Raw genomic sequence first — 25,752 nt, 5'->3', positions numbered from 1 at the left:
AAAACTACCCCCTAGTAGTGTTTATTCTTATAAACTCAAAATTCTGAATTTCGTATAAATCTATTTTTTGATTAGTGATATTTTGACAACAAATCGAAATTATTAATTCTTGATAATCGAAAGTAAAAAAATCTTCCGGATAGTTATTACTTATCCAACTTATATTTTGCTTACTGAAGTTTGCATCAGACAGCCCCCTAGCAATACCTAGAGCGCTTCTTTTTACCTGAGCTTCTTTTAATGTCCATAATTTATAAAACTGATTATATGTGTCTTCGCTAGTTTTTAAACTTTGATACTCCTGTTTAGTGAAATATCGCTCTGCTATCAAAAGAACATTTCTCTTTGAGGATATCTCCTCTGCATCTACACCTATATCCTTATTCGCAAAGACTATTATCACTTTATTTTTAGTATGACTTATATTGAAATATAGTTCATGATCCTGTAGATATGGCTTACCATGCTTATACTCAAATATTGGGGTAGCAATATCATAAAATTTTTCTAATACAAAATAACGAATAAACTGAGAAAATATTTTCTGCTTGTTATTTAGCTTTAGCGAATCAATACTATTTTTATAAGAAAGATAATTTCTAAGATCCTCAGCTTTGTATTTTTCAAAATCTAAAATAAAAGCTGAAACTTGAGACATTGAAGTAATTACTCCGTTGCAATTTGCGATATTATATCTGTTTTACCAAGAATATTATTTATGTATTCAACATCCTTATAAGTCAAACCACCCTGCAATTGCTTCAATCTAACATAGTCCTCAACATAGTTGAATATAGCATCTGCAAATGAAAGCTGGGCTTGTACAAGTATTGCCTGGCGGTTAAGTAAGTCAACGATAGTCTGCGTACCTGCCTCAAAGCCATCTAATATCGCTTTTACAGAAGCAATACCAGCATAAACTGACTTTCTATAAGCATCTATTCTGACAGCATCTAAAACAACCGTTTGATATGCCTCTACCGTACCAGCATAAACCTCTCTTTGTGTTTGAAGTAATGCATAATTAGCTGCTTGATTATTATAACTTGCTTGTTTAAGCTTCGCATAATCAGAACCTCCTCTTAATAAGTTCCAATTAGCTTCACCACCAACATTAGCAACATCATACTTAGTAGGAATTCGTGCAGTTTGCTGAGGATTACCAGAAAGTGCATTTCGTGACATTAATATACCGCCAGTTAAATTAACCTTAGGAAAAAAATTACCCCACTCAATACCTACACCCTCGCCAGCGGCCTCATACTCAAACTTTTTTTGTGCAATATCAAGATTATATTTCTCAGCAGTATTTAACCAGTAGTTGATATCATCTGGTACAGGATTACCAAATTCCGTATCTTTTGAAATATACAATATAGAGCTTATACGTTTACCAATAAGTTTAGCCATCACTGCTTTTGCATTAATGAAATTCCTTTGAGCATTAACTCTATCAGCAATAGCCTGACGATACTGAGCATCAGTAGTTTTAAAATCTGCATAGGAAACCATACCAGAGTTATATTGATACTTCTGTGTTAGATATAACTTCTTGTTCCATGCTTCGTTTGCAAACTGAAATTGTAGCGCCTGCTCTGCTCTAAGAAGCTCAAAATATGCTGTTACAGTATCAACGATAAGAGTCTGCTCTGCCTTTGCATAAATCATAGCATAAGATTTTTGCAAGTATGTAGCTTGAGTATATGTTTTCCATTTACTCCAATCAAAAAGGACTTGAGAACCACTAAAGTTAAGATTGTTTGCTGTATCATTAACTCTACCACCGAACTGATTATACAGATCACGTCTAAGATTATAGTTGAAATCAATTTGCGGTAATAACGCACCTAATGCCGCAGGCACTGTTTCAACATTAGCTGCAAATGTTGATCTAGCTGCTTGGTAATCTGCATTATGCTCAGCAGCTAGCTTGTAGATATCAACTAGACTATAGAATTTATCTTCAGTATTGCCAACCATTGCAACTTCATCAGCTTTTTTAAGATCATAGAATTTATTATCTACTTTAATCTCATCAGCCTTAGCATACTGTTTCTCTACACTATATGGATTCTGAGTTATATCCGTACCAAGAGGTCTTCCGGCATATTTGTATTCTGGCACTGGAGTATCCTCGTTGGCAAATGCCATAAAAACTCCCAAAAAACCCAAAATATATAGTGCTATTTTCTTCATACTTTTTTATCTATTATAAACATTAAAAAGAAAATTCTTCTGGTATGTTTCTTTTACTGCTTTAGTTACCAGATAAGCTTTGTCACACACATCAGTTCTGACGACAAAAACCAATCTACCACCAACTTCAAGAAGATCTAATAAAGACTCATCCACCTCATTTTCTTCTACAACATTTGATATATATATACAGTTATATTTTTTAGCATTTTTTATAATATTTGTCAGATGCTCAGCACTATTAAACTCGACATTATAGACATCTATTTTTGCTAAATTACGTCTTGCCATAGCTAATCTTTGTTCATCATAGTCAACAAGCTCAACACTATTACATAGCTTTGCTATTAAGGCTACTGGATACCCTGTTTCTAAACCAAGCTTTAGTACATTATCAGTTTTTTTCATGGCTAAAGCTTCTATTAGCCTAGCTGTAAACATGGGGCTTCTAAGCTCTCTATCATCTATCACAAGATTAGTATCACAGTAAGCTAAAGATTGATATTCTTTGGGTAGAAAAATCTCTCTAGGGATATCTGCCATAATCTTTGCAACACCATCTAAAGAAAGACCTTCAGTGAGGACTTGTTGCTTTACCATATTCTCTCTAGCAAGCTCAAAATTCATATTAGCCCCTATTAATATTTAATATTAAGAAGTAAATTTCATCTACTATTTAGAAAAAAGATAATATCATAATACCACGGTAAAAGGAACCTTGCTAATTTTTGCCATTTAATATTATTAAGATACTTGAAAGAGATTTTTAATAGTATCAATCTTTACTGACTCTTTTGTTTGATAAACATAATAACTATAAAGACTAGCTAACGATAACTCTGTATCCATATTAACTAAATCTTTACCCTCTTGAGACTTAACGAGAAATGTTGGTAAAAGATCATAGCATTATTCAACAGCATATTATTTTAGCTGTACTAAATCAATACAGACACTTATTGAAAGATTTTAAATTTATCATCTTAACTTTAGCTAGTACTTCGATATATATATCTGTATATGTATACCTGTCTCAAGTTCCCTTCTTGTTGACAAAGCTTCATTTTGCGACAGGGGAATTTAGTTTATTTTTTATTCCGATATCGATTGCATTTATACTAGGTGGAATAATTTCTAAACTCATGTTGAGAAAGGGAGTTAAATTTGAAAATAGAATTATACTTCCTATTTGTTTATTCATAACATCTTTGACTATTGTTTTAGTTACTAAAATAATCAACCTACCTCTCTCTGGGTGGCTATTAGCGATACCATTTTTCATTTTCACAATAGGCTCTGGGATTGGAGCTCCTAACATAAGTAGTGAAGCACTATCTTTACATCCTCATAGACGAGGAACAGCAGCATCAGCATTAGGATTATTGCAAAACCTAGCAGCATTTACTTTTAGTGGTCTTGGAGCTTTTTTAACAAAGTATGGTTATGATGGACTAATAATATCTTATATTATATTAGCGGTTTTACCGACCTTTTGGATTATAATTTATAGGTTACTAATTTAGATATATCTAAATCTCCAAAATACCAGACTTTGACTGAATCCTACCATCTTATTTTTTTGTAAATTAGAATTAATTCAACAATTCTTTGTATCAAAATAAATCTTTATAGACAAAAAATAAAAAGTTAAAATATAGAGTCGAATCATTCGCTTTCTAAGAAAAAAGCTTAGTAAATATTAAGTCAAAGGATAAAAATACATGAAAAGACCTGAACTATTGTCACCAGCAGGTACCCTAAAAGCTATGCGCTATGCTTTTGCTTATGGGGCTGATGCAGTATATATTGGACAACCTCGCTATAGTCTAAGGGCTAGAAATAATGAGTTCTCAAAATTAGAAACTCTTGAGACAGCAATTACTGAAGCACATGCGCAAGGCAAGAAGATAATGCTAGCTAATAATATAGCTCCACATAATGCTAAAATCAAAACTTACATCAAAGATATAGCTCCAGTACTTGCTCTTAAACCTGATGCAATGATTATGTCAGACCCTGGCATGATTATGCTAGTTAGAGAGAACTTCCCAGACCAAGAGATACATTTATCAGTTCAAGCCAATGCTGTGAACTATGAAACTGTTAGATTTTGGCAAAAATTTGGTATTACCCGCGTTGTATTATCAAGAGAACTATCTCTAAAAGAAATCGCAGAGATCAAAGAGCATGTTCCAGATATGGAAATTGAAACATTTGTTCATGGCTCATTATGTATGGCTTACTCAGGTAGATGTCTACTATCAGGATACTACAGTCATAGAGATCCTAACCAAGGTGTATGTAATAATGCTTGTCGCAATAATTACAAAGTTGCTGAGGCAAAACAAAACGAGTGGGGAGATTTCGAGCCTGTTGAAGTAAGTTCAACTCTTGGTATAGGTACACCTTCCGATAAAGTAGTGCTTATAGAGAATGACAAAGAGCCAGGACAATATAACCCAATGTTTGAAGATGAGCATGGTACTTATATTATGAATTCAAAAGACCTAAGAGCTATACAGCATGTAGAAGCAATGATGAAAATGGGTGTTGATTGCTTTAAGATAGAGGGTCGCACAAAATCATTTTTCTATGCTGCTAGAACTGCTCAGCTATATGATCAAGCTATCAAAGATGTTCTTGCAGGCAAACCTTTTGACATGACGCTTATGGATAAACTTGAAGGTCTCGCTCACAGAGGTTATACCGAGGGGTTCTATCGTCGCCATGTTCATGATGAGTATCAAAAGTATGAAAACTCAGACTCACGTAGTTCTACTCAACAGTTCGTTGGTGAAGTAACAAACTTCGATGAGTATACTGGCTATGCTGATATCAATGTCCGTAACAAAATGAAAATCGGCGATAGTATCGAACTTATGTTGCCATCTGGTAGTCGTGAGATAATACTAGACAATATGCTAGACAAAGATGGTAATCCTATGGAAGAGGCAAAGGGCAGTGGTTATCAAGCTAAAGTTAGATTTGATAATGTCACATCTGATGATATGAAGTTCGCCTTAATGATAAGAAATTTATGAAATAAATAGTGTCTAGATAGCTTTAGAGTATGGTTTTAATCATGGAGATTTTACGAGCAAACATTTTTTGATGGATCGTACTCTCTCCAAGGATCACCATTTCCTGGAGTATTTGAAGCATCTGCATACCAACAAGCTACATATGACATATAGTTCTTTCCTCCATCTACCGAATATATTACTTTAGGGTACAAAGTTGGATTATATTTGACTTGATATATTTTTGAATCATCCCAAACACCCGCATCGTAAGTATACTCAGCTATTGGCTCAGGAGCTTTACCTCCTGTGAGGGTAATATTAAGCTCGCTTGGTGCTACTTTCGATATTCTACAAGTAATGCCCTGCCCTTGAGTATCAATACTACATATGCCATTAGCTTGCTTTGGTGTTACAGTTTTGTATGAACCATTTGGAGATGAGATTTCAACATTCAAATTTTGATAATATTGTGGATTCATTGGAACACTCTGCATAGTAAAAAAGCTTGCATCTTGCTTCAATGATCCTATTATCTGAACATTTGGTATACGGATCTCATACTGATTTTGAGTATCAAGATTAAAAGTATTGATGCCTTTTTCAAGGTTCTTATCCCCATCAGTAGATGAATGAAGTTGCAATCCCTGTGCTTCAGACTGATTATCAATATTCAAAGTGAATGGTGTTGCTAAGGCTAATGTTGACGTAAATAGCGCCACTACAACAAGTGATGTTTTTTTCATAGTTTATCCTTTGGTTTCTTATAAAATCAATTCTTGAAATTAGAGTATCTAACTTTTGCCTTTGATCTATAAGAACATCTATATTTATTCAAAAGGCAATAATTAAGGTTATGATGACTCAATACCAGTGATTCTAATTTATCTCAAGATAGATAAAAATATCTATATGCGCATAGCTGTCATGCATATATGCATATTAAAACTTAAAGATTGACAGAAACTAACCACAATTCATAAGACTATGCTTCACGAGCATTATTAAGTTAAGATTTAAAGAAAACTTCGTATATTATTATCAATATCATAAGAAAAATTCCAAAGTATCTTATTGGGGCAATTCTTCTCCACGAATCCATATACCAGCTCCAGTAAGCGCTCCATATCGATTTGACTGTACTAAATATAGTTTTTAATATTTTTAGCATAAGTAACTTCTAAGATTTATAAATATTAGCTATTCTTTTGTCTGTGTGATTTTGACTAGAATTAACAATGAGGCCGCAATAATAGAAATAATAATCATTGTAATTGCTATTGGTAAAGAGCTAGTTGCTGGGAATAACATCGCTATGCTGCCTATAGTTCCACTAATAGCAAACTCCATAGTTCCAAATAATGCTGCTGCAACACCCGCCATTTCATAGAATGGCTCCATGCTACCACTAGCGCCAGTACCTGCGGTAAGGGCACAACCAAATGTCGCTAAGAAACACGGAGCAAAAAAGCCCCATAAACTTAATCCCCATATTTCATATATACTAAATGACAAAACACCTGCAATAAATACACACACCACACCAAGAAAGGCAGTGTTATAGACACCCAGTGCATTAACAATAACTCCAGCAAATATTGAACCTATCAAAAATGCCACCCCTGCTGAACCAAATACAATGTATATCTCTGAAATAGGGTAACCCAAATAGTTAATAATGTATGGAGTCATTGAAAATAATATAAAAAACGAAACCATCCCTGATACAGCTGCTAGCGAATACGCCCAAAACTGTAAAGACTTTAACACATGTAAATATCTCGCAAAAACACTCAAAGTCATCTTTTTGCGTCTTTCAACAGGTAAGCTTTCTTTGACAAAAAATACTATTATCAAAAATGAAACAAAAGCTAATATAGTCAGAAATATAAAAGCGGAATACCATGGAAAATGTATCGCTAATTGCACTCCAATTAATGGCCCTACTATTGGTGAAACAGAGATTATCGCATTAATAAAGCTGTATATCATCGAACTTGTTTTACCGAAGAATGCATCTCTAATAATTGCAAAAGCACATACTGATAGACCACAGCACCCCACAGCCTGAACAACTCTCGAAAATATCAAAAACTCAATATCTTGAGAGATTGCACATAAAACCGACCCTATCAAAAATATAATAGATGATATTAAAATAATTTTGAATCTACCAAATTGATCTGATAATGGTCCTAGAATAAGCTGACCGACTCCTGTAACAACCAGAAACAAAGATAATGTGACTTGCACCATTTGCTGAGTTGTATTAAAAGCCTCTCGCATATCTGGTAGAACAGGCATATAGACATCCATGGCTAATGCAAAAGCAAAAACCATAGGTCCTAGAATAAGAATAGTTTTAATTGGAGAATATTTCCACATAGAAACACCCCTTGTATTTTATATGTAAGTAGCGGGTTATTATATCAGATTAATATAAATATGTTACCCATTTAGTATAGTAGTACTACCAAAGCTAAAAGCTTAGTTTATTTTCTTAACTCTCTAGCTGACAATGTTATAATAGCGCCATCGATAATTTTTATTTAAATATAATGTTTAAAAAACTCCTACTTATAATATTTACAAGCATGTTACCTATATTATCATTTGCTGAAGGGGCTAAATCTCTAAGTGCGGTGAGTGTTCATGCTGTTGACCAACCACTAGCGATTGCTGCTGTTGTGGTTTTTGTAATTGCTTATTTATTTGTTATGACCGAAGACTTCACTAAACTCAATAAGTCCAAACCTGTAATCCTCGCAGCAGGTATTATATGGACATTAGTAGCAATAGTTGGCAAATCAGTTGGCGCGGACAATATTGTACATTCAAACTTTGACCATATTATGACTGAGTATGGTGAGCTTTTATTATTCTTATTAGTCGCAATGGCATATATCAATCTAATGGAAGATCGAAATGTCTTTGCTAAGCTAAAAAGTACACTACTAAGAGCTGGCTTTGGATATCTAGCAACATTTTGGCTTACCGGTATTATAGCTTTTTTTCTATCGGCAGTTGCTGATAACCTAACAACTGCTCTAGTGATGAGTACTGTTGTAATATCTATTGGCAAAGACAATAAAAAGTTTATTACTATGGCTTGTGTTAATATTGTAGTTGCAGCAAATGCAGGCGGTGCATTTTCTCCATTTGGAGATATTACTACGCTGATGGTCTGGCAAACTGGAGTTGTAAAATTCACAGAATTCTTTGCTATATTTGTACCATCATTAGTGAACTTCTTAGTACCAGCTATTATTATGAGCTTTTTTATACCAAAAATGGAATCTCAATCGATAATAGAGGAAAAAGTAGAGCTTAAGCGTGGCGCTATTCCAGTTATTTTGCTATTTATCTTAACGATTGCTACTGCTGTATCATTTGAGCATTTACTTCACTTACCACCATCACTAGGAATGATGACTGGCTTCGGATATGTAATGATATACAACTATATCTACGGACTGAAAATTGCTTATGAGAATAGGAATCCTAAAAAACACAAAATGCCTCCTCATGCTTTTGATATCTTTGATAAAGTCAAAGAAGCAGAGTGGGATACACTGTTGTTTTTCTATGGAATATTAGTTTCTGTACAAGGACTAGCAGCTTTAGGCTATCTTGGTTTAGCATCTCAATATATCTATACAGATATGCAATCAATTGCACCAAGCCTTTTCTCTGCACATACTCAAGCAAATACAATTATTGGTATACTTTCAGCAATTATTGATAACATCCCTGTTATGTTTGCTGTCCTTAGCATGAATCCAACAATGGAACATGCTCAATGGTTACTAATAACTCTAACTGCTGGGGTTGGTGGTAGCTTACTAGCTATAGGCTCAGCAGCTGGTGTTGCCGTGATGGGTAAATCCAAAGGTAAATATACTTTTATGGGGCACCTCAAGTGGACTTGGGTTATTGCCATAGGTTATTTCGCTAGTATTATTGTTCATCTTTTGATCAATCATTAGAAAAATCTAAAAAGCTATCATGGTATTCTCTAACTCTCTCACTATGACTTGTTGAGATATATGTAAATCCTTTTTCTTGTAGAATTTCATATATTTTTCTTTCAGAATTTATATCAATATTTGAAGTTGCCTCATCAAGTAATAGTAAATCATACTCTTTAACAAAAATCCTACAGAAATTAAGCTTTTGCTGCTCACCAGACGATAGAAAATTTCGCCAATCATTTATTGTATTTATGTATTTTGCTAAGTAGCCGACATTTAATAACTCAAGAATCTCGATAAACTTATCATCCGAAGGTATTCCCGACTGTATTGGATAAAAAATAGCTCGCTTAAAATCATCTTCAGGGTAATAAGGTTTCTGAGGCAATAAACAAATCTTGAGACACTTCTTGGCAAAGATAATATCTCCATCGTGACTACCACACCCAACTCCTGCAATAGCTCTTAACAGAGTACTTTTACCAATGCCAGAATGGCCACTTATAAGCAATCTTTCTTGACTCTTTAGCCTAAAACATATGTTATCCAACAAGAATGGTGAGTTTTGTGATTTTTGCAACGAAAAGCTATTTACCTCTAAAATACTTTCTTCACAATTAAGCATATCTATCTCATCAGAGTTTGTTTTTTCTGAGGATATTTCATGCTTTAACTCTGTAAGTCGTGACATACTAGCTCTTAAGCTAGCTAAGGTCTCATATACATATGTCAAATAAACCATAGGAAATATCACTTGCATTACTGCTGAGTTTACCTGCATCATCTGACCAAAGCTTATCTGTTTTGCAAAATATCTAGGTAATGACAAGATTGTACCGATAATTGCATAGACTTGACTAAATAGCGTATTTACAACATCTATTTTTGCATTACGGAACATTAAACTATAGAAGTTAGTTACAATTGCTTTGAAATTCCTTCTAGAACGAGCATATTCATATCTTTCGGCATTATAGTCCCTAACTGAGAGTCTATTGTTTCTGATGGTAGATAAGTGGTATCTAAAGTTAGCTTGTAACTTCTGTTTTTGATACACTAGCTTTTTCAAGGGTCTACCAACCCAAAATACTACAACAATATTCAAAAGACCCAATAAAAAAGCCACCCAAAAAAGATAGCCATAGATGGTAATATCTACACCTAAAATATTGAAAGTATAGTCTCCTGATAATCCCCACAAAACTACCGCAAATGAGAAAAAACTAAAAATACTTCTTGTGATTCCTAAAAATAATGACTGTGAATCGGTAATAAATCTTGTAACATCTTCATCAATCCTTTCTTCTGGATTATCAACCTGTTTACTTCTATAGTATGATCTTGAGTACAGCCAATTTTTAGTATAAAAATCAGTCATTGGTTTACGGATAAAAATAACAAAGAACTGCTTAACTAAATATGATAGAAAGAAGTTAAACATCATCAATGATATCAAGACTATGAAGATAATTAACTGGTGTATCAACAATGCTTTATTATATTCTTGAATTGAGTTATAGAACCCAACATTCCATGAGTTTAAGTAAACACTTAGAGCAACCCCCAAGCCTTCAAGGACTAGTAACAAAGCTACTATTGCCAGTGCTATTTTACCGTACTTACTTTTCCAGAAAAAATCAGATATATGCCAGAAATTTCCAAAAAATCTCAACATTCGTTATTCTGCCTTATACGGTACAGAGATAACCACTCTAGTAGCTGTCTTATTATCTTTTTTATCCATCGCGGCAATAGCTAGCTTAACCATGCGCGAATTTTGGTTATGCAATAAGAAATGCCACCACTTTGTATTTACAACCTCAGGAATTATTACTACAGAATATCCTTTTTCAGGATCTCTCAAATCATTCTTGTGCAAAATCTGTAATACAGGTGTGATAAATGAATTATAAACCGGTCGCATCACAAGAAGCTTTTCTTTGAATGCAAGATTCTTCCATTCAGTTTTTATTTTTTCTATTTTCTTTTCATTTGCTGAAACAAATACTGGTGTTATATCATCAGAGATATTTCTCGCCAATGTCAACGCATCTATTGTACCACGGTGAATACGGGAGATTAGTATAACTATTTTTGGTTTTAAATTCTCATGTATACACGCATTTACAACAGCCTCATCAATACTTAAAGCTAGATTATGTTCTCTTTTAATGTAGTGCATTTTAATTGAATATAAACCATACATTATTATCAATATAGCAATTATTACAATCCAGACACCCTCAAAGAATTTACTCTCAATAATAGTAATCAAAACAACAAAGGTTGCTACACAGCCAAAAGCATTAATAAAGGCTCTTAAGCCCCAACTCTTATAAATACGCTTATTTTTATACCAGTATTTAACTAAACCTGCTTGGCAAAGAGTAAACGCAATAAAAACACCAAATGCATATAAAGGGATTAATCTACTAACTTTAGCATCAAAAATAATAACTAAAATAGCTGATAAAACTGTCAAAATAAGAATACCATTTCTAAAAGCAAATCTATCACCTAGACGCTGAAGCTGTTCGGGTAGATAATTATCCTTACTCATAATTGCAGCAAGAATAGGAAACCCTGTAAAGCATGTATTAGCAGCCATAAGCAAAATCAAACATGTTGATGCTTGTAAAAAGTAATAAAAAAATCCATTCCCTAAAACTTGGTGAGCTACTTGAGATAGAACGCTTTCAGAGAAATTAGGAAGTATCTGTGTCTTTGCAGCAATAAAGGTAACTCCCGCAAACATCACGATAGATAAGAAAACCATCAGTAATAGCCCAACAATAGCCTTAGATAGTCCTGGTGACTTATAAGCAGAAACACCATTAGCATAAGACTCTATACCAGTCAAAGCTGAACTTCCCGAAGAAAAAGCTCTAAGAACTAGTGTTATTGTCAACACACCCATTGATGCTTGCATTTGATTAAGATAGTCTTCTTTATAGCTAAAAGTCTCTAGAGTGCCATGATTATACTGATATATGCCCACTATTATCATCACAATTATTGACACGATAAACATATATGTTGGCCACACAAAAATTTTTGCTGTAGATTTTACTCCTCTTAAATTCATAATCATCAAAAAGACTAAAAAACATAATGCTAACTTAGTACTATAATTTTCTAACCCCGGAAATGCTGAACTAATAGCTACTGCTGCCGTCGAAACCGAAACTGCCACAGTAAGTATATAATCAATAATCAATGATGCTGAAGTTAGTAAAACCAATCTTTCACTAAAATGTGCTTTTACTATTGAATATGATCCGCCACCTTCTGGATGCGCTCTTATGACTTGAGCATAAGAGAAACCCATCAATAGCATCAATAGTATAACCATCACTGATACTCCTATAGAGTACTGTGAAACAGCTACAGCACCTGCTGTAGCTAAAACTATAAAAACTTCTCCCGTTGCATAAGAAACTGAAGATAAAGCATTTGATGATAATATTGCAAATCCGGCAAATAAACCTATTTTTTGTTCTTGTTGCTTTGCATTAGGAATTGGTGAACCAAATATTAGATTCTTTATTTTCATCTATCATTTACTCTTGCTTATGTAAAAACTCATTAAGCTTTTTAGCTAATTCTTCTGTTCCTTTTTTCATAGCTGCCGATATCATATAATAATTACCTTCATAGCCTATCTGTTTGACAAACTCTTGGCACTTTTCTTCTACTTCATCAGCCAGCAAATCAATCTTATTAATAACTAGAAATCTAGGCTTATCATATAGCTCTTCACTATATTTTTTAAGCTCTTTCTCAACTGCAAAATAGTTCTCTACAGGATCTGACTCATTAAATGGACAAATATCTACTACATGCAATACGCATCTTGCTCGAGTTAAGTGCTTCAAAAATCTAAGGCCAAGCCCAGCTCCTTCAGCAGCGCCTTCAATCACACCTGGGATATCCGCCATCACAAAACTATCGACACCAACCTTAACTACTCCTAGATGAGGATACATAGTTGTAAATGGATAGTCAGCAACTTTTGGTGTAGCTTCAGATACCGAACGAATAAGTGTTGATTTACCAGCATTTGGCAAGCCTAACAATGCAATATCTGCTAACAAATTTAGTTCTAGGCGAACTTCTTTATATTCACCTTCCTCACCTAAAGTAAACTTTCGTGGAGCTTGATTTGTACTACTCTTGAAATGGGTATTACCTATACCTCTCTTACCTCCTGAAACTAGCTTAAGAGTTTCACCATTATTTAAAACTTCACCAATTTTTTTGTTCGTTTCAAGATCAAATACACTAGTACCAACAGGTACTATTAGATACATATCCTCACCAGCTTTACCATAACAGTTACGTCCCTCTCCTGGGCGTCCATTTTCAGCGTAGTATTCTCTTTTGTAACGATAATCAATCAAAGTGTTTACATTCTCATCTGCCTTGAGATAAATACTACCCCCATGACCACCATCTCCACCATCCGGTCCACCACGAGGAACATATTTTTCTCTACGGAAGCTCACACAACCATTACCACCCTTACCGGCTTGAAGCTTAATCACTACTTCATCTACGAATCTCATAACTCTATAATCTTATACTTATAAAAATGCTAATCATACATTATATATGTTCTAGCTTAAATTATCATCGACTATTTAAAAACCAGTAAATGGATTGATATCGAAACACAGATTAAAAATTTGAAAAAATATTACTATACTTCCCATTGATATCACATAGATATTTGAATAATACACCTTAAGATCTGCCTTTCTACTTAAAAATGCTGGCGTATAAACAAATATTATCACAGCGAATATTGCAGCATACTGTAACGCAAGTATAAACCCTCTAGGGTAGAAAACAGTAAATACTAAAGGCGGAATGAAACAAACAAGACCTAATGCTAAATTAGTTATTTTCTTATTATAACGAGAGAATAAATCACGAATATAATGCATTAAAGAAATTCCCACACCAATAAAAGATGTAATGATAGCTATATGGATAAATGCATTTAGACCAGTTTCTAAAAAATCAGAGCCCGAGACTTGTCTAATTTCTGAAGCAAGTCCCATAGGAGTATTATTAGACATAAATAATGTTTGGTAACTATGCAAACCTTGCTGAGGAATAAGAGCCAAAGCCAATAAAATCCAAATTATATATATAATCAAAACACATAAACTGCCTATAAGTATACTTTTTTTTAGACTTTTAATATCTCCTTTTTGATACTCATAAATAACAGGAATTATATTATGAAAACCAAAAGATGGTAAAAGTGTCGGCCACGCAAAAATAAATGCTGAAAAACTAAGAGGCGCTCTACTTAAATAACTCGTATTTATATATAGCAACATAATAACGACAGCTACTGCAAAAAACACAAACTTAAGTATTACAAAAGTCCTATTTGCATAGTCACTCACTCTATAGCTAAACATTAAAGCACCAAATATTAGCGTAAAAATAATAGCCGATAACGCTACGTCAAATTTCGAAGAACCCTCAAGACTTCCGATTGTAGCTACTAATGATGAGCCTTGTGTTGTATATGCTGACATTAATGAATAAAGCAATAACAAATAAATTACCGTAAAAAATATCAGATACCCTTTAGATACTCTTGACTGCATCATTGTTGTGAAATTAACTCCAAGAGGATATTCTGCACAAACTCTCAATAGCTTAATAGCTGTTACATACATTACACTCCATGATAATACAAGAAGAATTGTCGCCATAGTAAATCCACATGAAGCAACTATCAAAGGTAAAGATAGCATTCCTGCTCCAATAGTAGTACCTATTATCAAAAAAACTGAGCCGATAGATTTGGAGTTCATAAAATTTATTATAATTTTTTATTAAGCGCTGAAATAATAACTCTATTTTAACAACTAAGCAAATAATGCTGACTTATCTAACAATTTTTTCATATAATCACAGTCATAAAAACTAAATTTGTTAACACTATGGAACTATTCTCTAAGCTACTTAATATACAGTACTTTAAGTATGAGTCGAAGAGCGGCAAAAACTCTCAAACAGGCTGGAATGGTCATGGACATGGCACTGTCATAACTCATCAAAAAGATAATTGTATATACTTCAAAGAAGAAGGTTCTTTTATACTTGATGGTTCAAAAAAACCTATAAACATTTCTAACGAATATATCTGGCAAAAGATAAATTCACAGCGCATAAGTTTATCTCATGCTCGATTTGGTTATAACAATCTTGTCAAACTTTTTGATTTAATACGTATAGATGATAACTTATGGCAAAGTGAGCAGGCTCATATATGTATTGATGATTTATATTCAGCTGAACTTTACAATTTAGAGAGTGAGATTAGTCTAGTATGGAAAATATCTGGACCAAAAAAAGATGAGCTTATAAACTATAAGTATACTTTCTAGTCAGCTGGTATAAAGCGATAACCTATGGCATTTTCTGTAACAATTAATGGTTGCTTTTTACAGGCAGAAAGCTTCTTTCTTAACTGTCCAATATACACTCTTAGATACTGAGCCCCGTCTCCATAGCAATCTCCCCAAACCTCATGCAAAAGAGTATTCTGCATTACCAACTTGCCTGAGTGTTTAACTAAATAGCCCAAAATCGAAAATTCTTTTTTTGATAAGTGAATTTCTTGGTTATCCAAAATAACCTTATGATCATTTAAGTCAACTATGAGATTATCAAAGCTATATACATTAGCGATTTCAAGATCTTTTTTAATAACAGCAATCAACTGTCTTCTAACTCGAGCAATTAGCTCAGGCATATCAAAAGGCTTTTTAACATAATCATTGGCACCATTTTCTAAAGCTTTGACAACCTCTTCTGTATCATTTCTTGCTGAGACTACAATAATAGGTACGTCACTACTAACTCTTACAGCCTTAAGCCAATCTTGCCCATCTTGATCAGGAAGTCCAAGATCGAGAATAACAACATCAGGATGATATTGTCCTAGCAGGCTAGTCGCTATTGAAGCTGTTGGTGCACTCTCAACATCATACCCTAGTACCAAAAAAGTTTTTTCTAAAAGCTTCTTAATTTGAGGTTCATCTTCTACTATTAGTATTTTTTTTATCATATTTAAACTATCTATATTTACTTATTGTTTAAGTTTAATTGCAAAGGTAATGTAACTTTAAAAACACTTCCTTTACCCTCGCCATCACTATAAACACGTATTTTACCATTATGTGCAGCAACAATCCCTTTACATATAGCCAAACCTAAACCGTTACCATGGGTATAGCTATCTCTTTTTTCAATTCTATGAAAAATTGTAAATATCTTCTCCATATCTACCTCTTTTAAGCCAAGACCTTGATCTTTTACTTCAAAAAGACAAGCTTCGTTACCCTTTCTTACAAGAGAAACCATTACTTCTTTATCAAAATTAGCTGTAAATTTAACCGCATTATCAATCAAATTAAGAATAACCTGCTGGAATAGGATAGGATCCAACTGTATTTTAAATGATTCACGTGGGACTATAAATTTGAATTTCTGCTTGCTATAAACTCTTTTACAAACCTGTTCAATTTCTGCAAGGAAATCATTACTATCAATATCTCTTATACTCAAAGAGAGTTTTCCTGAGTCGACTTTTAACATCTGGATTATATTGTCTATATAGTTATCTAATCTTTTAGACTCTGTCAAAGCTAAGTCAATCATTTCATCTTGTTGCTCTTGAGTAAAAGATTCTTTAAATGATTTAACACTACTTAAGGCGCCCATTATAGATGCTAGAGGAGTCTTTAAATCATGAGAAACAGAAGATAGCATCGATTTTTGTAGTCTTCGCTGCTCATCTAGAACTAGAGACTTTTTCTCTTCCTTTTCAAGATTTCTTTTAAGTAGTAAGTGCGATATATGAGATAGCATGCTACTTAGAATTACACTATCTGTGACTATCCTCTCTACAGCTTCTTCTGAACTTAGATAAACAGCTATTACACCAAGAACTCTACTCTCTATAACTAGTGGCTCAACCGCCCAATCTAACCCTGCGAAAGTATTAGTCCCCTTACCGCAACTATCTTTATACTTAAAACTCCACTTTGCTGCTGCTAACTCTTTTTGGTTAAAATTTGGATGTTGTGGAAATGCTGAAGATTCTAATTCGCCATTTGAAACACTTAAAAATACAAAATCACACTTAAAATACTCTTCCAAAGCATTTAAAAATATTGGACGTAAATCTTTATCTAAGCTTTTCTCATTAAATATCTTTGTAAATCGATATAATACAGAAATATTATTTTCTCGCTCTTTAAGAAGAGTAAATGCTCTTTTTGTACGTAGAATTACATGACTCGAAAATATAACGATAGCCATAAACAAAGCAAATGTAATTATTCCCGCTAAACTAGATATATGAAATACAAAGTTAGGCTCAAGATATAAATATACATATAAAAATAATCCTACTAGAGAGGATAATATCGATGGTATCAGACCATACCTATACGCACACGCAGCGAGAACTAATAAGAAACATAATGTCTGAGACACTAATCCAGCAATATTCAAACTAAAAAATATAAATACTCCCGATATCGCAGTTATTGAAACCGATTTTATAGTATCTAAAACCAACTCTTTTATATTTATCTTTTTATGTCGCGGTGGCTCTTCGGCCTTACATTCTTTTTTATTTATCGAAACAATATGGATTTGCATTCCCGTATTGTTATTACGAACAACATCATAAACAAGAGATCCAAAAAACCTATCTTTCCACTTAGGGCGTATTGACTTGGCTATAACTAAATCAGTAGCTCCTATAGACTTTGCGTATTCTAGTATCGTATCAGAAATCCTATCCCCAAGAATATGCTCAATATTATAACCTAAACTATTTGCTAACATCTTATAGCGTCTGATAACAGCAAAGTTTAATCTAGTCTTTGTAACTTTATTTGGTTTTTGGACAAATATAGCTATTAATCTAGCATTTAATGTTGTAGCTAAAAGCTTACCTTTACGCAGTAAACTAGGTGTTGCTTCATCATAACCACAACAAACTAATACGTATGGTGATGTAGGTATTGCACTGCCATTTTGATACAACTTTCTATATTGTTGAATATCTTGACCAACATGGTTTGCTGCCATCCTAAATGTATAGTCTCTCAATATAGTTAAATTCGTATACTGAAAATATCTTTCTAACGCTCTATTTATTGCATCACTTTTATAGACTTTACCTTGTTTTAATCTCTTGATAAGCTCTTCTGGGCTAACATCTACAACAACAAGCTCATCTGCAGACTGAATAAAATCATTAGGAACAATCTCATTCACATTAGCCTGTGTTAATTGAGTAACTTCATAAGATAAGCTAGCAATATGCTGAATATTTATCGCAGTATAAACAGAAATGCCTTCGTCAAGAAGCTCTTCAATATCAATATATCTTTTTTTATTTCGCGATGTCGGCAAATTTGAATGTGGCAATTCATCGATTATTACTATATCTGGCTTTCTTGCTTTTATTGCATCTATATCAAGCTCTTCAAACACCTTACCTCTATATGTCACTTTTTTAAGTGGCATCACCTCTAATCCCTCTAATAGCGCTTGCGTATCAGCTCTACCATGACTAACAAGAAGCCCAACTACCACATCTTTGTTATCTTTTTGTAGAGCTCTAGCATTATTAAGCATCGCGTAGCTTTTACCAACACCAGGGGCATAACCTAAAAAAATCTTTAGCTTACCTTTCTTAGATTCTTGACTTTTATTTGCTAGATTTAGTAGTGCATCTACTTTTTGCTGATTATCCATAGAGGCCTTAAGCAATGCTATTAAAGTTGTTGAGAATATTCACAGAATATAATTATATCAGACTGGATATACCTTGAGAATTTTTACCTATCAGTTGTAAAAGAGCTATATTTAATGGTAAAACATTTACAGTAGCTATATTAAAGAGATGCTCTTTAGTATTCTCTTGGATAAGTTTATTAACCTGATCTATAGAGAGATTATTCTTTTGAGCTATATATGCTGATTGATATATCGCAGCTTGCAGACTTATCTCTGGATCAACTCCACTACCAGATGCAAAAACTAAATCTTCTGGAATAGGCTTAACACCATACTTAGCTTGTAAGTCTTTAATTCTATTTTTAACATCTTGTAACTGTGTCTGATTATTAACTGCATAATTAGTACCACCCGTAGCTAATGGATTATATCCTGATGCTGATGGTCTAGACTGGAACAGATTATCTAGCATAGTTTGCCCAATCAACTCTGAACCAACTACATTACCATTATAATAAACTTGTGATCCTGTAGCTTGATTATGTGCGACACCATATCCAATTGCCATTATAAAAAATGGATAAACTAAACCAAGCACAATGGTAAGGAAAAACATCGCCATAAAAGATTTAAATAAGTTTTTCATAAGATTAACTCCTTGCTTAAACTATATGCATAGCTGTTATAAGCATATCTATCAGCTTAATAGCTATAAAAGGTACTATCACACCACCTAAACCATAATATAGAAGATTTCTTCGTAATAAGGTTTGTGATGATGCTACAACATTCTTCACGCCCACCAATGCCATAGGTATCAGAAAGATAATGATTAGAGCATTAAATATAACTGCTGAAAGTATTGCACTTGTTGAAGAATGTAACCCCATAAAATTAAGCGCACCAAGACTAGGAAATGCTGTCACAAATAGTGCTGGAATCACCACAAAATACTTAGCAATATCATTAGTTATACTAAATGTTGTCAATGCTCCTCTAGTTACAAGTATTTGTTTACCAATTTTAACTATTTCAATTATCTTCTTAGGATCTGAGTCTAGATCAACCATATTACCTGCTTCTCTAGCTGCAGATGTCCCTGTTGCCATAGCGATACCAACGTCCGCCTGTGCAAGAGCCGGTGCATCATTGGTACCATCTCCACACATTGCAACTGTTTTGCCGTCTTTTTGTGCTTTGATTATAAAATCTAGTTTATCCTGAGGAGATGCTTGAGCAACGAAATCATCAACTCCCGCCTCTGCAGCTATCGCAGCGGCTGTTAATGGGTTATCTCCTGTTATCATAACAGTTTGCACACCCATTTTACGTAACTCTTCAAAGCGCTCTTTGATATGCGGTTTTATAACATCTTTAAGATGGATCACACCCAAAAGCTTATCTTTATGAGCCACTGCTAAAGGAGTGCCTCCCTGCTCTGATATCTGCTCTGTTACTTTTCTAAACATTTTTAGAAGACCTTTATCAAGCTTATCTTTAAGATAATTTTCTATTGATGAGATTGCCCCTTTTCTTACTTCAAGACTTTGATAATTTATGCCACTCATTCTTGTATATGCTGAGAAAGGTATGATTTCAGCTTCAGATATATCTACAGAGGATTGTTTAAACCCGAAACGCTGTTCTGCTAACTTAACTATAGATTTACCTTCAGGTGTTTCATCAACAAGTGAACTTAACCAAGCAGCATGAGCTAACTCATCTGGAGATGTCGCTCCTAAAGCAATAAAATCCGTAGCAAAGCGATTGCCTAGAGTTATCGTACCTGTTTTATCCAAAAGTAATAAATCAATATTCCCAGAAGACTCAACAGCTCGCCCAGATAACGCCACAACATTAAACTTTAGAAGTCTATCCATACCAGATATACCAATGGCTGATAGTAGGCCTGCTATTGTAGTTGGTATCAATGTCACAAAAAGTGCAATCAAAACAACAGCTGATAAAACTGTATTACTATACATTGCCATGCCATATAAAGAGCAAATCGCAAATATAAAGATTAGTGTCAATCCTGACAATAAAATAGTTAAAGCAATCTCATTTGGAGATTTAAGACGCTTTGCCCCCTCAACAAGCTCTATCATTTTATCCAAGAAGCTCTCACCTGGATTAGATGTAACTCTAACTTTGATAGCATCTGAAAGAACTTTTGTACCTGTAGTCACAGCAGAATTATCAGAGCCGGCTTCTTTAACAACAGGTTCAGATTCACCAGTAATAGCAGATTCATCAATTGTTGCCATTCCTTCAATAACATCACCATCACAAGGAATTAGAGTATTTGCTTCAACAATGACAGTATCACCAATCTTTAAACTCTCTGCATCTACTTTTGTGACATTACCATCACTTTCAACTCTTAATGCAAAAAGCTTAGATTTTGCAGCTTTTAGAGTATCAGCCTGAGCTTTACCTCTTCCTTCAGCGATGCCTTCAGCAAAGTTTGCAAATAATATTGTAAACCATAACCATATTACAACCTGTAATGTAAAGCCAATATCTTGTTTATGTACAATTTCTGAAACTAGATAGAGTGTACACAAAATAGTCACAACTTCGACACAGAACATTACTGGATTTTTGATCATCTGACGAGGATCACATTTTGTAAAAGACTTCTTTATAGCCGGAACTACAAGTTCTTTTGACAATAAATTAGGAGATTTTTTTGTACTCATAACTATCACCGATTAGAAATTTAAATTTAGTTGATCTAATATTGGTCCTAAGCTTAAAGCTGGGAATATAGTTAGGCCACCTATTAGCACTATTGTGAAAAACACTAAGACCGAGAAAATAAAACTAGTTGTATCAAGTGAACTTATTTCACTCATTTGTGAACTACGTTTTTTCTTAACTAATGATCCTGCTAGCATCATTACAGCAAATATTACTCCAAAACGTCCAATAAGCATACTCAATGCTATTGTAATATTCAGATAGCTAGTATTTGCTGCTAAACCTGCAAAAGCACTACCATTATTATTAGATCCTGAGATATAAGCATAAAGTATCTCTGAAAAACCATGCGCACCACTATTAGTTAATGCTTGATGCACACTTGGAATAACTACTGCCAAACCTGTAAATACTAATACACAACATGGTGATATAAGTAGAGCAAACATTGTCCATTTCATATCATTAGCTTCGATACGCTTACCCAAAAAGCTTGGTGCTCTACCTATCATCAATGATCCGATAAATACAGCTAACATCAAGAACATAAAGAAGCCATAAAATCCAGCACCAATACCACCAAAGATAACTTCACCAATAGCCATATTCAGCATCGCCATCATTCCACCTATAGCAGAATAACTATCCATGACACTATTTACACCGCCATCTGAAGCAGATGTTGAAACAGTATTATATAAAGTTGAGTTAAATATCCCAAAGCGAGTCTCTTTACCTTCCATATTTGATAAATGACCAACTTGCCCATAGATATCTTGGATATTTTTGCTATGTAAAAAATCTAAGCCATGAAGCTCTGATATTGTCATAACCATTAGAGATATCACAAATAGTACTAACATTACTGCAAATATCATCCAACCTTGCTTGGTGTTGCCAACCCACTTACCAAAGGTATAAGTTAATGCCGCAGCTATAGCAAATATTGAAACCATCTGAATATAGTTTGTAATTATAGTTGGATTCTCATAAGGATGAGCAGAGTTTGCATTAAAGAAACCTCCACCATTTGTACCTAAAGACTTAATAGCTTCTTGTGATGCTATAGGTCCCTGAGCAATGATTTGATCACTACCAGCTAAAGTATGTACATGTAAATATGCCATAATGTTTTGTGGCACACCTTGGAATATATATACAATAGCGATTATGATAGATATTGGCAGTAAAATCCAAAATATAGCTTTACCCAAATCATTCCAAAAGTTACCAACTTTAGTAGCCTCATGCCTTGCTACAGACCTTATCAAGACTATTGCAACACATAACCCAACTGCTGCTGAAACAAAGTTCTGGACAGCAAGGGCAAGCATCTGTGAGAAATAGCTAACACCTGTCTCACCACTATAGCTCTGCCAATTAGTGTTGGTAACAAAACTTACTGCGGTATTAAATGCTTGAGAAAAACCCATTCCCTTAATTTCTTGTGGATTAAAAGGTAATAAGCCTTGCAAAAGTAATACTACAAAAACAAAGATAAACGCCATAATCGAAAAGCTTAGCAAACTAAAAAAATAACTTTTCGCTGATTGTTCTTTTTTTGAGCTCTCCCCAAGTATTAATAGATATACTCTTTGAAAAGGCTTTGCAAACCAATCAAGCCATGTTCTCTCATTATTAAATACTTTAAATATATAAGTTCCTAGTGGTTTAGTAATAATCACTAATGTAAATATAAAAACCACAAACAAAATAAAATTATAACTCATAGCTATACTCTCCTATAAGCTAAAATTTCTCTGGATATATAAGCGTAGCTGTCATATATATCGCCAAACTTATCATTGTAATTGCTGAAACAATAATCATATCAACCTCTTTAAACATATATTTTTAGGAGATAAATTATAATTTCAAGTGATATAAAGATTCTATTATGAACTTTAGCAAAGATATAAAAATTTTATAAAAATTTCTACTATATGTAATTAGTCTGTATTTTTTATTAGATTTGAAATATAAAATTATAATCATAGTAATGACATAAGAGAGTATAAATATGAGAAAGATTTTACATATTAGATCAAGTATTAAAGAAGAAAATTCGGTTTCAAGAAAAATTGGTGATGATTTAATTAGCCATTTTAAAAGCACTGACAAGGTGAAAGTTTCAGAGAGAGATCTTGTAGATAATTCTGTAGAACATATAAATCCAGACTTTATTAATGCCATGGCAAATAATAATCAAGATAGACTTGCTACCTCAAACAAGCTTATAGAAGAGCTTTTTGAAAATGATATTATTGTTATTGAATCGCCGATGTATAACTTTAGTATCCCTTCGACACTAAAATCTTGGATTGATAATATAATGATTGCAAGAAAAACATTCTTATATACAGCGAATGGACCTGAAGGCTTAGTAAAAAATAAAAAAGCTATCCTCGTTCTTAGTAAAGGAAATATCTATAGTGAAGGAGCTGCAAAACCTTTAGATTTCCAAGAAAACTATTTAAAAACAATTCTTAATTTTATTGGTATAAATGACATAACTGTGATCTGTGCTGAAGGAGTTGATTTAAATGCTGAAATACGAGAAAAATCTTTAAAACAAGTTGAGCAACAAATAAAGAATTTATCAATCTAGCTATATACCAGAATAATACTCTTTATTTCTTTTAATTTTTTTCTCTTCTGCAATAGCTACAAACATCATTAGCACGAAACATACAATCGCAGCTAAATATAATGCTATAAAAGTTCCATACCAACCATCAAATCCAAATAGACTAATTTTTTTATCGGCAATCATACCCAAGCCAAGTTTAGCAAAACTATCGCCTAGCAAGTAAGCAAAAGTACCTTTTATACCATCTGCTACTGCAATCCCCTGTTTTGGAACAAATCCCACAGCAGCTACACCTATAAGAAGCTGTGGTCCAAACACACAAAATCCTAAAAGAAACATAACCGTTAAATATACATACTGATTAGTGGCTGACTGATATAAGAAAATTAAAATAATAGTAGCTATAAGACAAATAATAGCTGTCAATCCACGTCTACCATTAATAAGATCTGATAGTAATCCCCATAATAATGTTCCAGTTAAAGCTCCTGATTCAAATAATGCGTAACTCCATGCCGAAGTTTCTTTTGTAAAACCCAAAACTTCATGAGCGTAAACAGGTGACCATTGATCCACACCAATTCTAACTACATATAGAAAGACATTTGCAAAACACAAGACCCAGATTATCTTATTAAAAACCACATATTTCTTAAAAATTTCCCACTTTGAAATTTGTACTTTTTTAACATATGCATCTTCTTCGCTAATAGGTTCATCAAATATTTCTTCAACAGGTCCAAGACCATATGATTCAGGAGAGTCATTACCAACCCTCAATCCAATAAAACCGATAATTAAGCAAAGAACTGATGGAAAAATAAACATACCAACCACATTGCCATCAAATACTACATGTGCCCCAAAAAGTGCTACAGCCGCAGCTAATGCTCCACCAATATTATGAGACATATTCCACAGTCCCAAAAAAAATCCTCTTCTATTTCTAGGTGTCCATTTAGTAATAGTAGAATAACTACAAGAGCCTCCCGGACTTTGAAAAAAACCACTCATAGCATAAAAGGCAATCATGAGAAATATACTATATGTACTACTCCCTAAGCTTAGACCAAAGCCTATCATACATATCGCAGATAATATAAGCATAAAAGGCAACACTTGCTTAGTATTTTTACCATCAAAGTAATAAGTTGTCACAGTCTTACCAAGACCATAAGTAATTGAAAAACCTAAACCAATCAATCCTAAATCAGTAAAAGAAAGACCATAATCTTGAATCATATCATTCTGAGCTATATTAAAATTCTTACGAATCATATACATACTAAGATAGCCTATAAATACAACCAAATATGATTTAATAAACTTATTTAGCCAAATTTTCTTTCTTTGTTCTTTAGATAATTCCATTGTTGGAATTCTTTTTTGCACAAACATTTTTGCTAGAGTCATGTTAGATATAAGTGATAAATATAAATATCAGGAGATTATAGATTAAAGTTGCTGTTTAATATAGTCGCCATAGGTA

At 33.5% G+C, this 25,752-nt stretch carries 20 protein-coding genes; 5 read left to right on the top strand and 15 right to left on the bottom strand.

The features are described 5' to 3' along the window. Positions 1-4: 4 nt before the first annotated feature. The 3 genes from FTPG_RS02870 to FTPG_RS02860 are packed head-to-tail and all read right to left on the bottom strand — an operon-like array spanning position 5 to position 2,823. On the bottom strand, positions 5-658 hold the full coding sequence (locus tag FTPG_RS02870; protein ID WP_004286924.1) for a 4'-phosphopantetheinyl transferase family protein: 654 nt from the start codon (positions 656-658) through the stop codon (positions 5-7). An 8-nt stretch (positions 659-666) separates the two neighbouring features. Further along, positions 667-2,196 (bottom strand): TolC family protein, encoded by a 1,530-nt coding sequence (locus FTPG_RS02865; RefSeq protein WP_004286923.1) that lies wholly within the window; start codon positions 2,194-2,196, stop codon positions 667-669. Positions 2,197-2,202: 6 nt separating this feature from the next. Continuing rightward, the gene (locus tag FTPG_RS02860; protein ID WP_004286922.1) at positions 2,203-2,823 is read right to left on the bottom strand and encodes a protein-L-isoaspartate O-methyltransferase family protein; all 621 of its coding nucleotides are present in this window, start codon (positions 2,821-2,823) and stop codon (positions 2,203-2,205) included. Positions 2,824-3,083: 260 nt separating this feature from the next. Here FTPG_RS02860 and FTPG_RS02855 point away from each other — a divergent pair, with 260 nt between their 5' ends. Next, positions 3,084-3,719: an MFS transporter gene (locus FTPG_RS02855; protein WP_234367147.1), complete on the top strand. Its 636-nt coding sequence runs from the start codon at positions 3,084-3,086 to the stop codon at positions 3,717-3,719. A 198-nt stretch (positions 3,720-3,917) separates the two neighbouring features. Beyond that, a complete protein-coding gene (gene trhP / locus FTPG_RS02850; protein WP_004286920.1) occupies positions 3,918-5,237 on the top strand; it encodes a prephenate-dependent tRNA uridine(34) hydroxylase TrhP in 1,320 nt (439 codons plus the stop codon). A 50-nt stretch (positions 5,238-5,287) separates the two neighbouring features. Here trhP and FTPG_RS02845 read toward each other — a convergent pair whose 3' ends face one another. Together FTPG_RS02845 and FTPG_RS02840 are read right to left on the bottom strand one after the other, a co-directional pair. Further along, entirely contained in the window at positions 5,288-5,962 is a 675-nt protein-coding gene (locus FTPG_RS02845) for a hypothetical protein (RefSeq protein ID WP_004286919.1), read from the bottom strand. Between the two features lie 454 nt (positions 5,963-6,416). Then, on the bottom strand, positions 6,417-7,601 hold the full coding sequence (locus tag FTPG_RS02840; protein WP_004286918.1) for a multidrug effflux MFS transporter: 1,185 nt from the start codon (positions 7,599-7,601) through the stop codon (positions 6,417-6,419). A gap of 173 nt (positions 7,602-7,774) precedes the next feature. On the opposite strand from FTPG_RS02840, the gene nhaD reads away from it, so the two are divergent. Further along, complete coding sequence (gene nhaD, locus FTPG_RS02835; protein WP_004286917.1) at positions 7,775-9,202, top strand: sodium:proton antiporter NhaD; 1,428 nt, start codon at positions 7,775-7,777, stop codon at positions 9,200-9,202. Here nhaD and FTPG_RS02830 read toward each other — a convergent pair. From FTPG_RS02830 to FTPG_RS02815, 4 genes are all read right to left on the bottom strand, one after another. Further along, positions 9,192-10,862 carry an ABC transporter ATP-binding protein/permease gene (locus FTPG_RS02830; protein WP_004286916.1) on the bottom strand — a complete coding sequence of 557 codons (1,671 nt, stop codon included), beginning with the start codon at positions 10,860-10,862 and terminating at the stop codon, positions 9,192-9,194. The genes nhaD and FTPG_RS02830 overlap by 11 nt on opposite strands. 3 nt (positions 10,863-10,865) lie before the next feature. Next, positions 10,866-12,740: an APC family permease gene (locus FTPG_RS02825; RefSeq protein ID WP_004286915.1), complete on the bottom strand. Its 1,875-nt coding sequence runs from the start codon at positions 12,738-12,740 to the stop codon at positions 10,866-10,868. Between the two features lie 7 nt (positions 12,741-12,747). Beyond that, complete coding sequence (cgtA, locus tag FTPG_RS02820) at positions 12,748-13,752, bottom strand: Obg family GTPase CgtA (RefSeq protein ID WP_004286914.1); 1,005 nt, start codon at positions 13,750-13,752, stop codon at positions 12,748-12,750. Between the two features lie 75 nt (positions 13,753-13,827). Then, a complete protein-coding gene (locus FTPG_RS02815) occupies positions 13,828-15,021 on the bottom strand; it encodes an amino acid permease (RefSeq protein WP_004286913.1) in 1,194 nt (397 codons plus the stop codon). Between the two features lie 129 nt (positions 15,022-15,150). Here FTPG_RS02815 and FTPG_RS02810 point away from each other — a divergent pair, with 129 nt between their 5' ends. Beyond that, positions 15,151-15,597, top strand: coding sequence for a DUF6314 family protein (locus FTPG_RS02810; protein WP_004286912.1), 447 nt, complete (start codon positions 15,151-15,153; stop codon positions 15,595-15,597). On the opposite strand, the gene FTPG_RS02805 is transcribed toward FTPG_RS02810, so the two are convergent. From FTPG_RS02805 to kdpA, 5 genes are read right to left on the bottom strand one after another with little or no spacing between them, the layout of a single operon-like run. After that, complete coding sequence (locus tag FTPG_RS02805) at positions 15,594-16,280, bottom strand: response regulator transcription factor (protein ID WP_004286911.1); 687 nt, start codon at positions 16,278-16,280, stop codon at positions 15,594-15,596. The genes FTPG_RS02810 and FTPG_RS02805 overlap by 4 nt on opposite strands. A 17-nt stretch (positions 16,281-16,297) precedes the next feature. Then, positions 16,298-18,988 carry a sensor histidine kinase gene (locus FTPG_RS02800; RefSeq protein ID WP_004286910.1) on the bottom strand — a complete coding sequence of 897 codons (2,691 nt, stop codon included), beginning with the start codon at positions 18,986-18,988 and terminating at the stop codon, positions 16,298-16,300. Positions 18,989-19,040: 52 nt separating this feature from the next. Further along, a complete protein-coding gene (locus FTPG_RS02795) occupies positions 19,041-19,616 on the bottom strand; it encodes a potassium-transporting ATPase subunit C (RefSeq protein ID WP_004286909.1) in 576 nt (191 codons plus the stop codon). Between the two features lie 16 nt (positions 19,617-19,632). After that, a complete protein-coding gene (gene kdpB / locus FTPG_RS02790) occupies positions 19,633-21,672 on the bottom strand; it encodes a potassium-transporting ATPase subunit KdpB (RefSeq protein WP_004286908.1) in 2,040 nt (679 codons plus the stop codon). A 12-nt stretch (positions 21,673-21,684) separates the two neighbouring features. After that, entirely contained in the window at positions 21,685-23,403 is a 1,719-nt protein-coding gene (gene kdpA / locus FTPG_RS02785) for a potassium-transporting ATPase subunit KdpA (protein WP_004286907.1), read from the bottom strand. 290 nt (positions 23,404-23,693) lie between these two features. On the opposite strand from kdpA, the gene FTPG_RS02780 reads away from it, so the two are divergent. After that, the gene (locus tag FTPG_RS02780; protein ID WP_004286906.1) at positions 23,694-24,281 is read left to right on the top strand and encodes an FMN-dependent NADH-azoreductase; all 588 of its coding nucleotides are present in this window, start codon (positions 23,694-23,696) and stop codon (positions 24,279-24,281) included. On the opposite strand, the gene uhpT is transcribed toward FTPG_RS02780, so the two are convergent. Then, on the bottom strand, positions 24,282-25,676 hold the full coding sequence (uhpT, locus tag FTPG_RS02775) for a hexose-6-phosphate:phosphate antiporter (RefSeq protein ID WP_004286905.1): 1,395 nt from the start codon (positions 25,674-25,676) through the stop codon (positions 24,282-24,284). Between the last annotated feature and the right edge of the window lie 76 nt (positions 25,677-25,752).

This window comes from Francisella philomiragia subsp. philomiragia ATCC 25015, assembly GCF_000156715.1.
Taxonomy (GTDB): domain Bacteria; phylum Pseudomonadota; class Gammaproteobacteria; order Francisellales; family Francisellaceae; genus Francisella; species Francisella philomiragia.
This window is presented reverse-complemented; position numbering and strand designations above follow the sequence as displayed.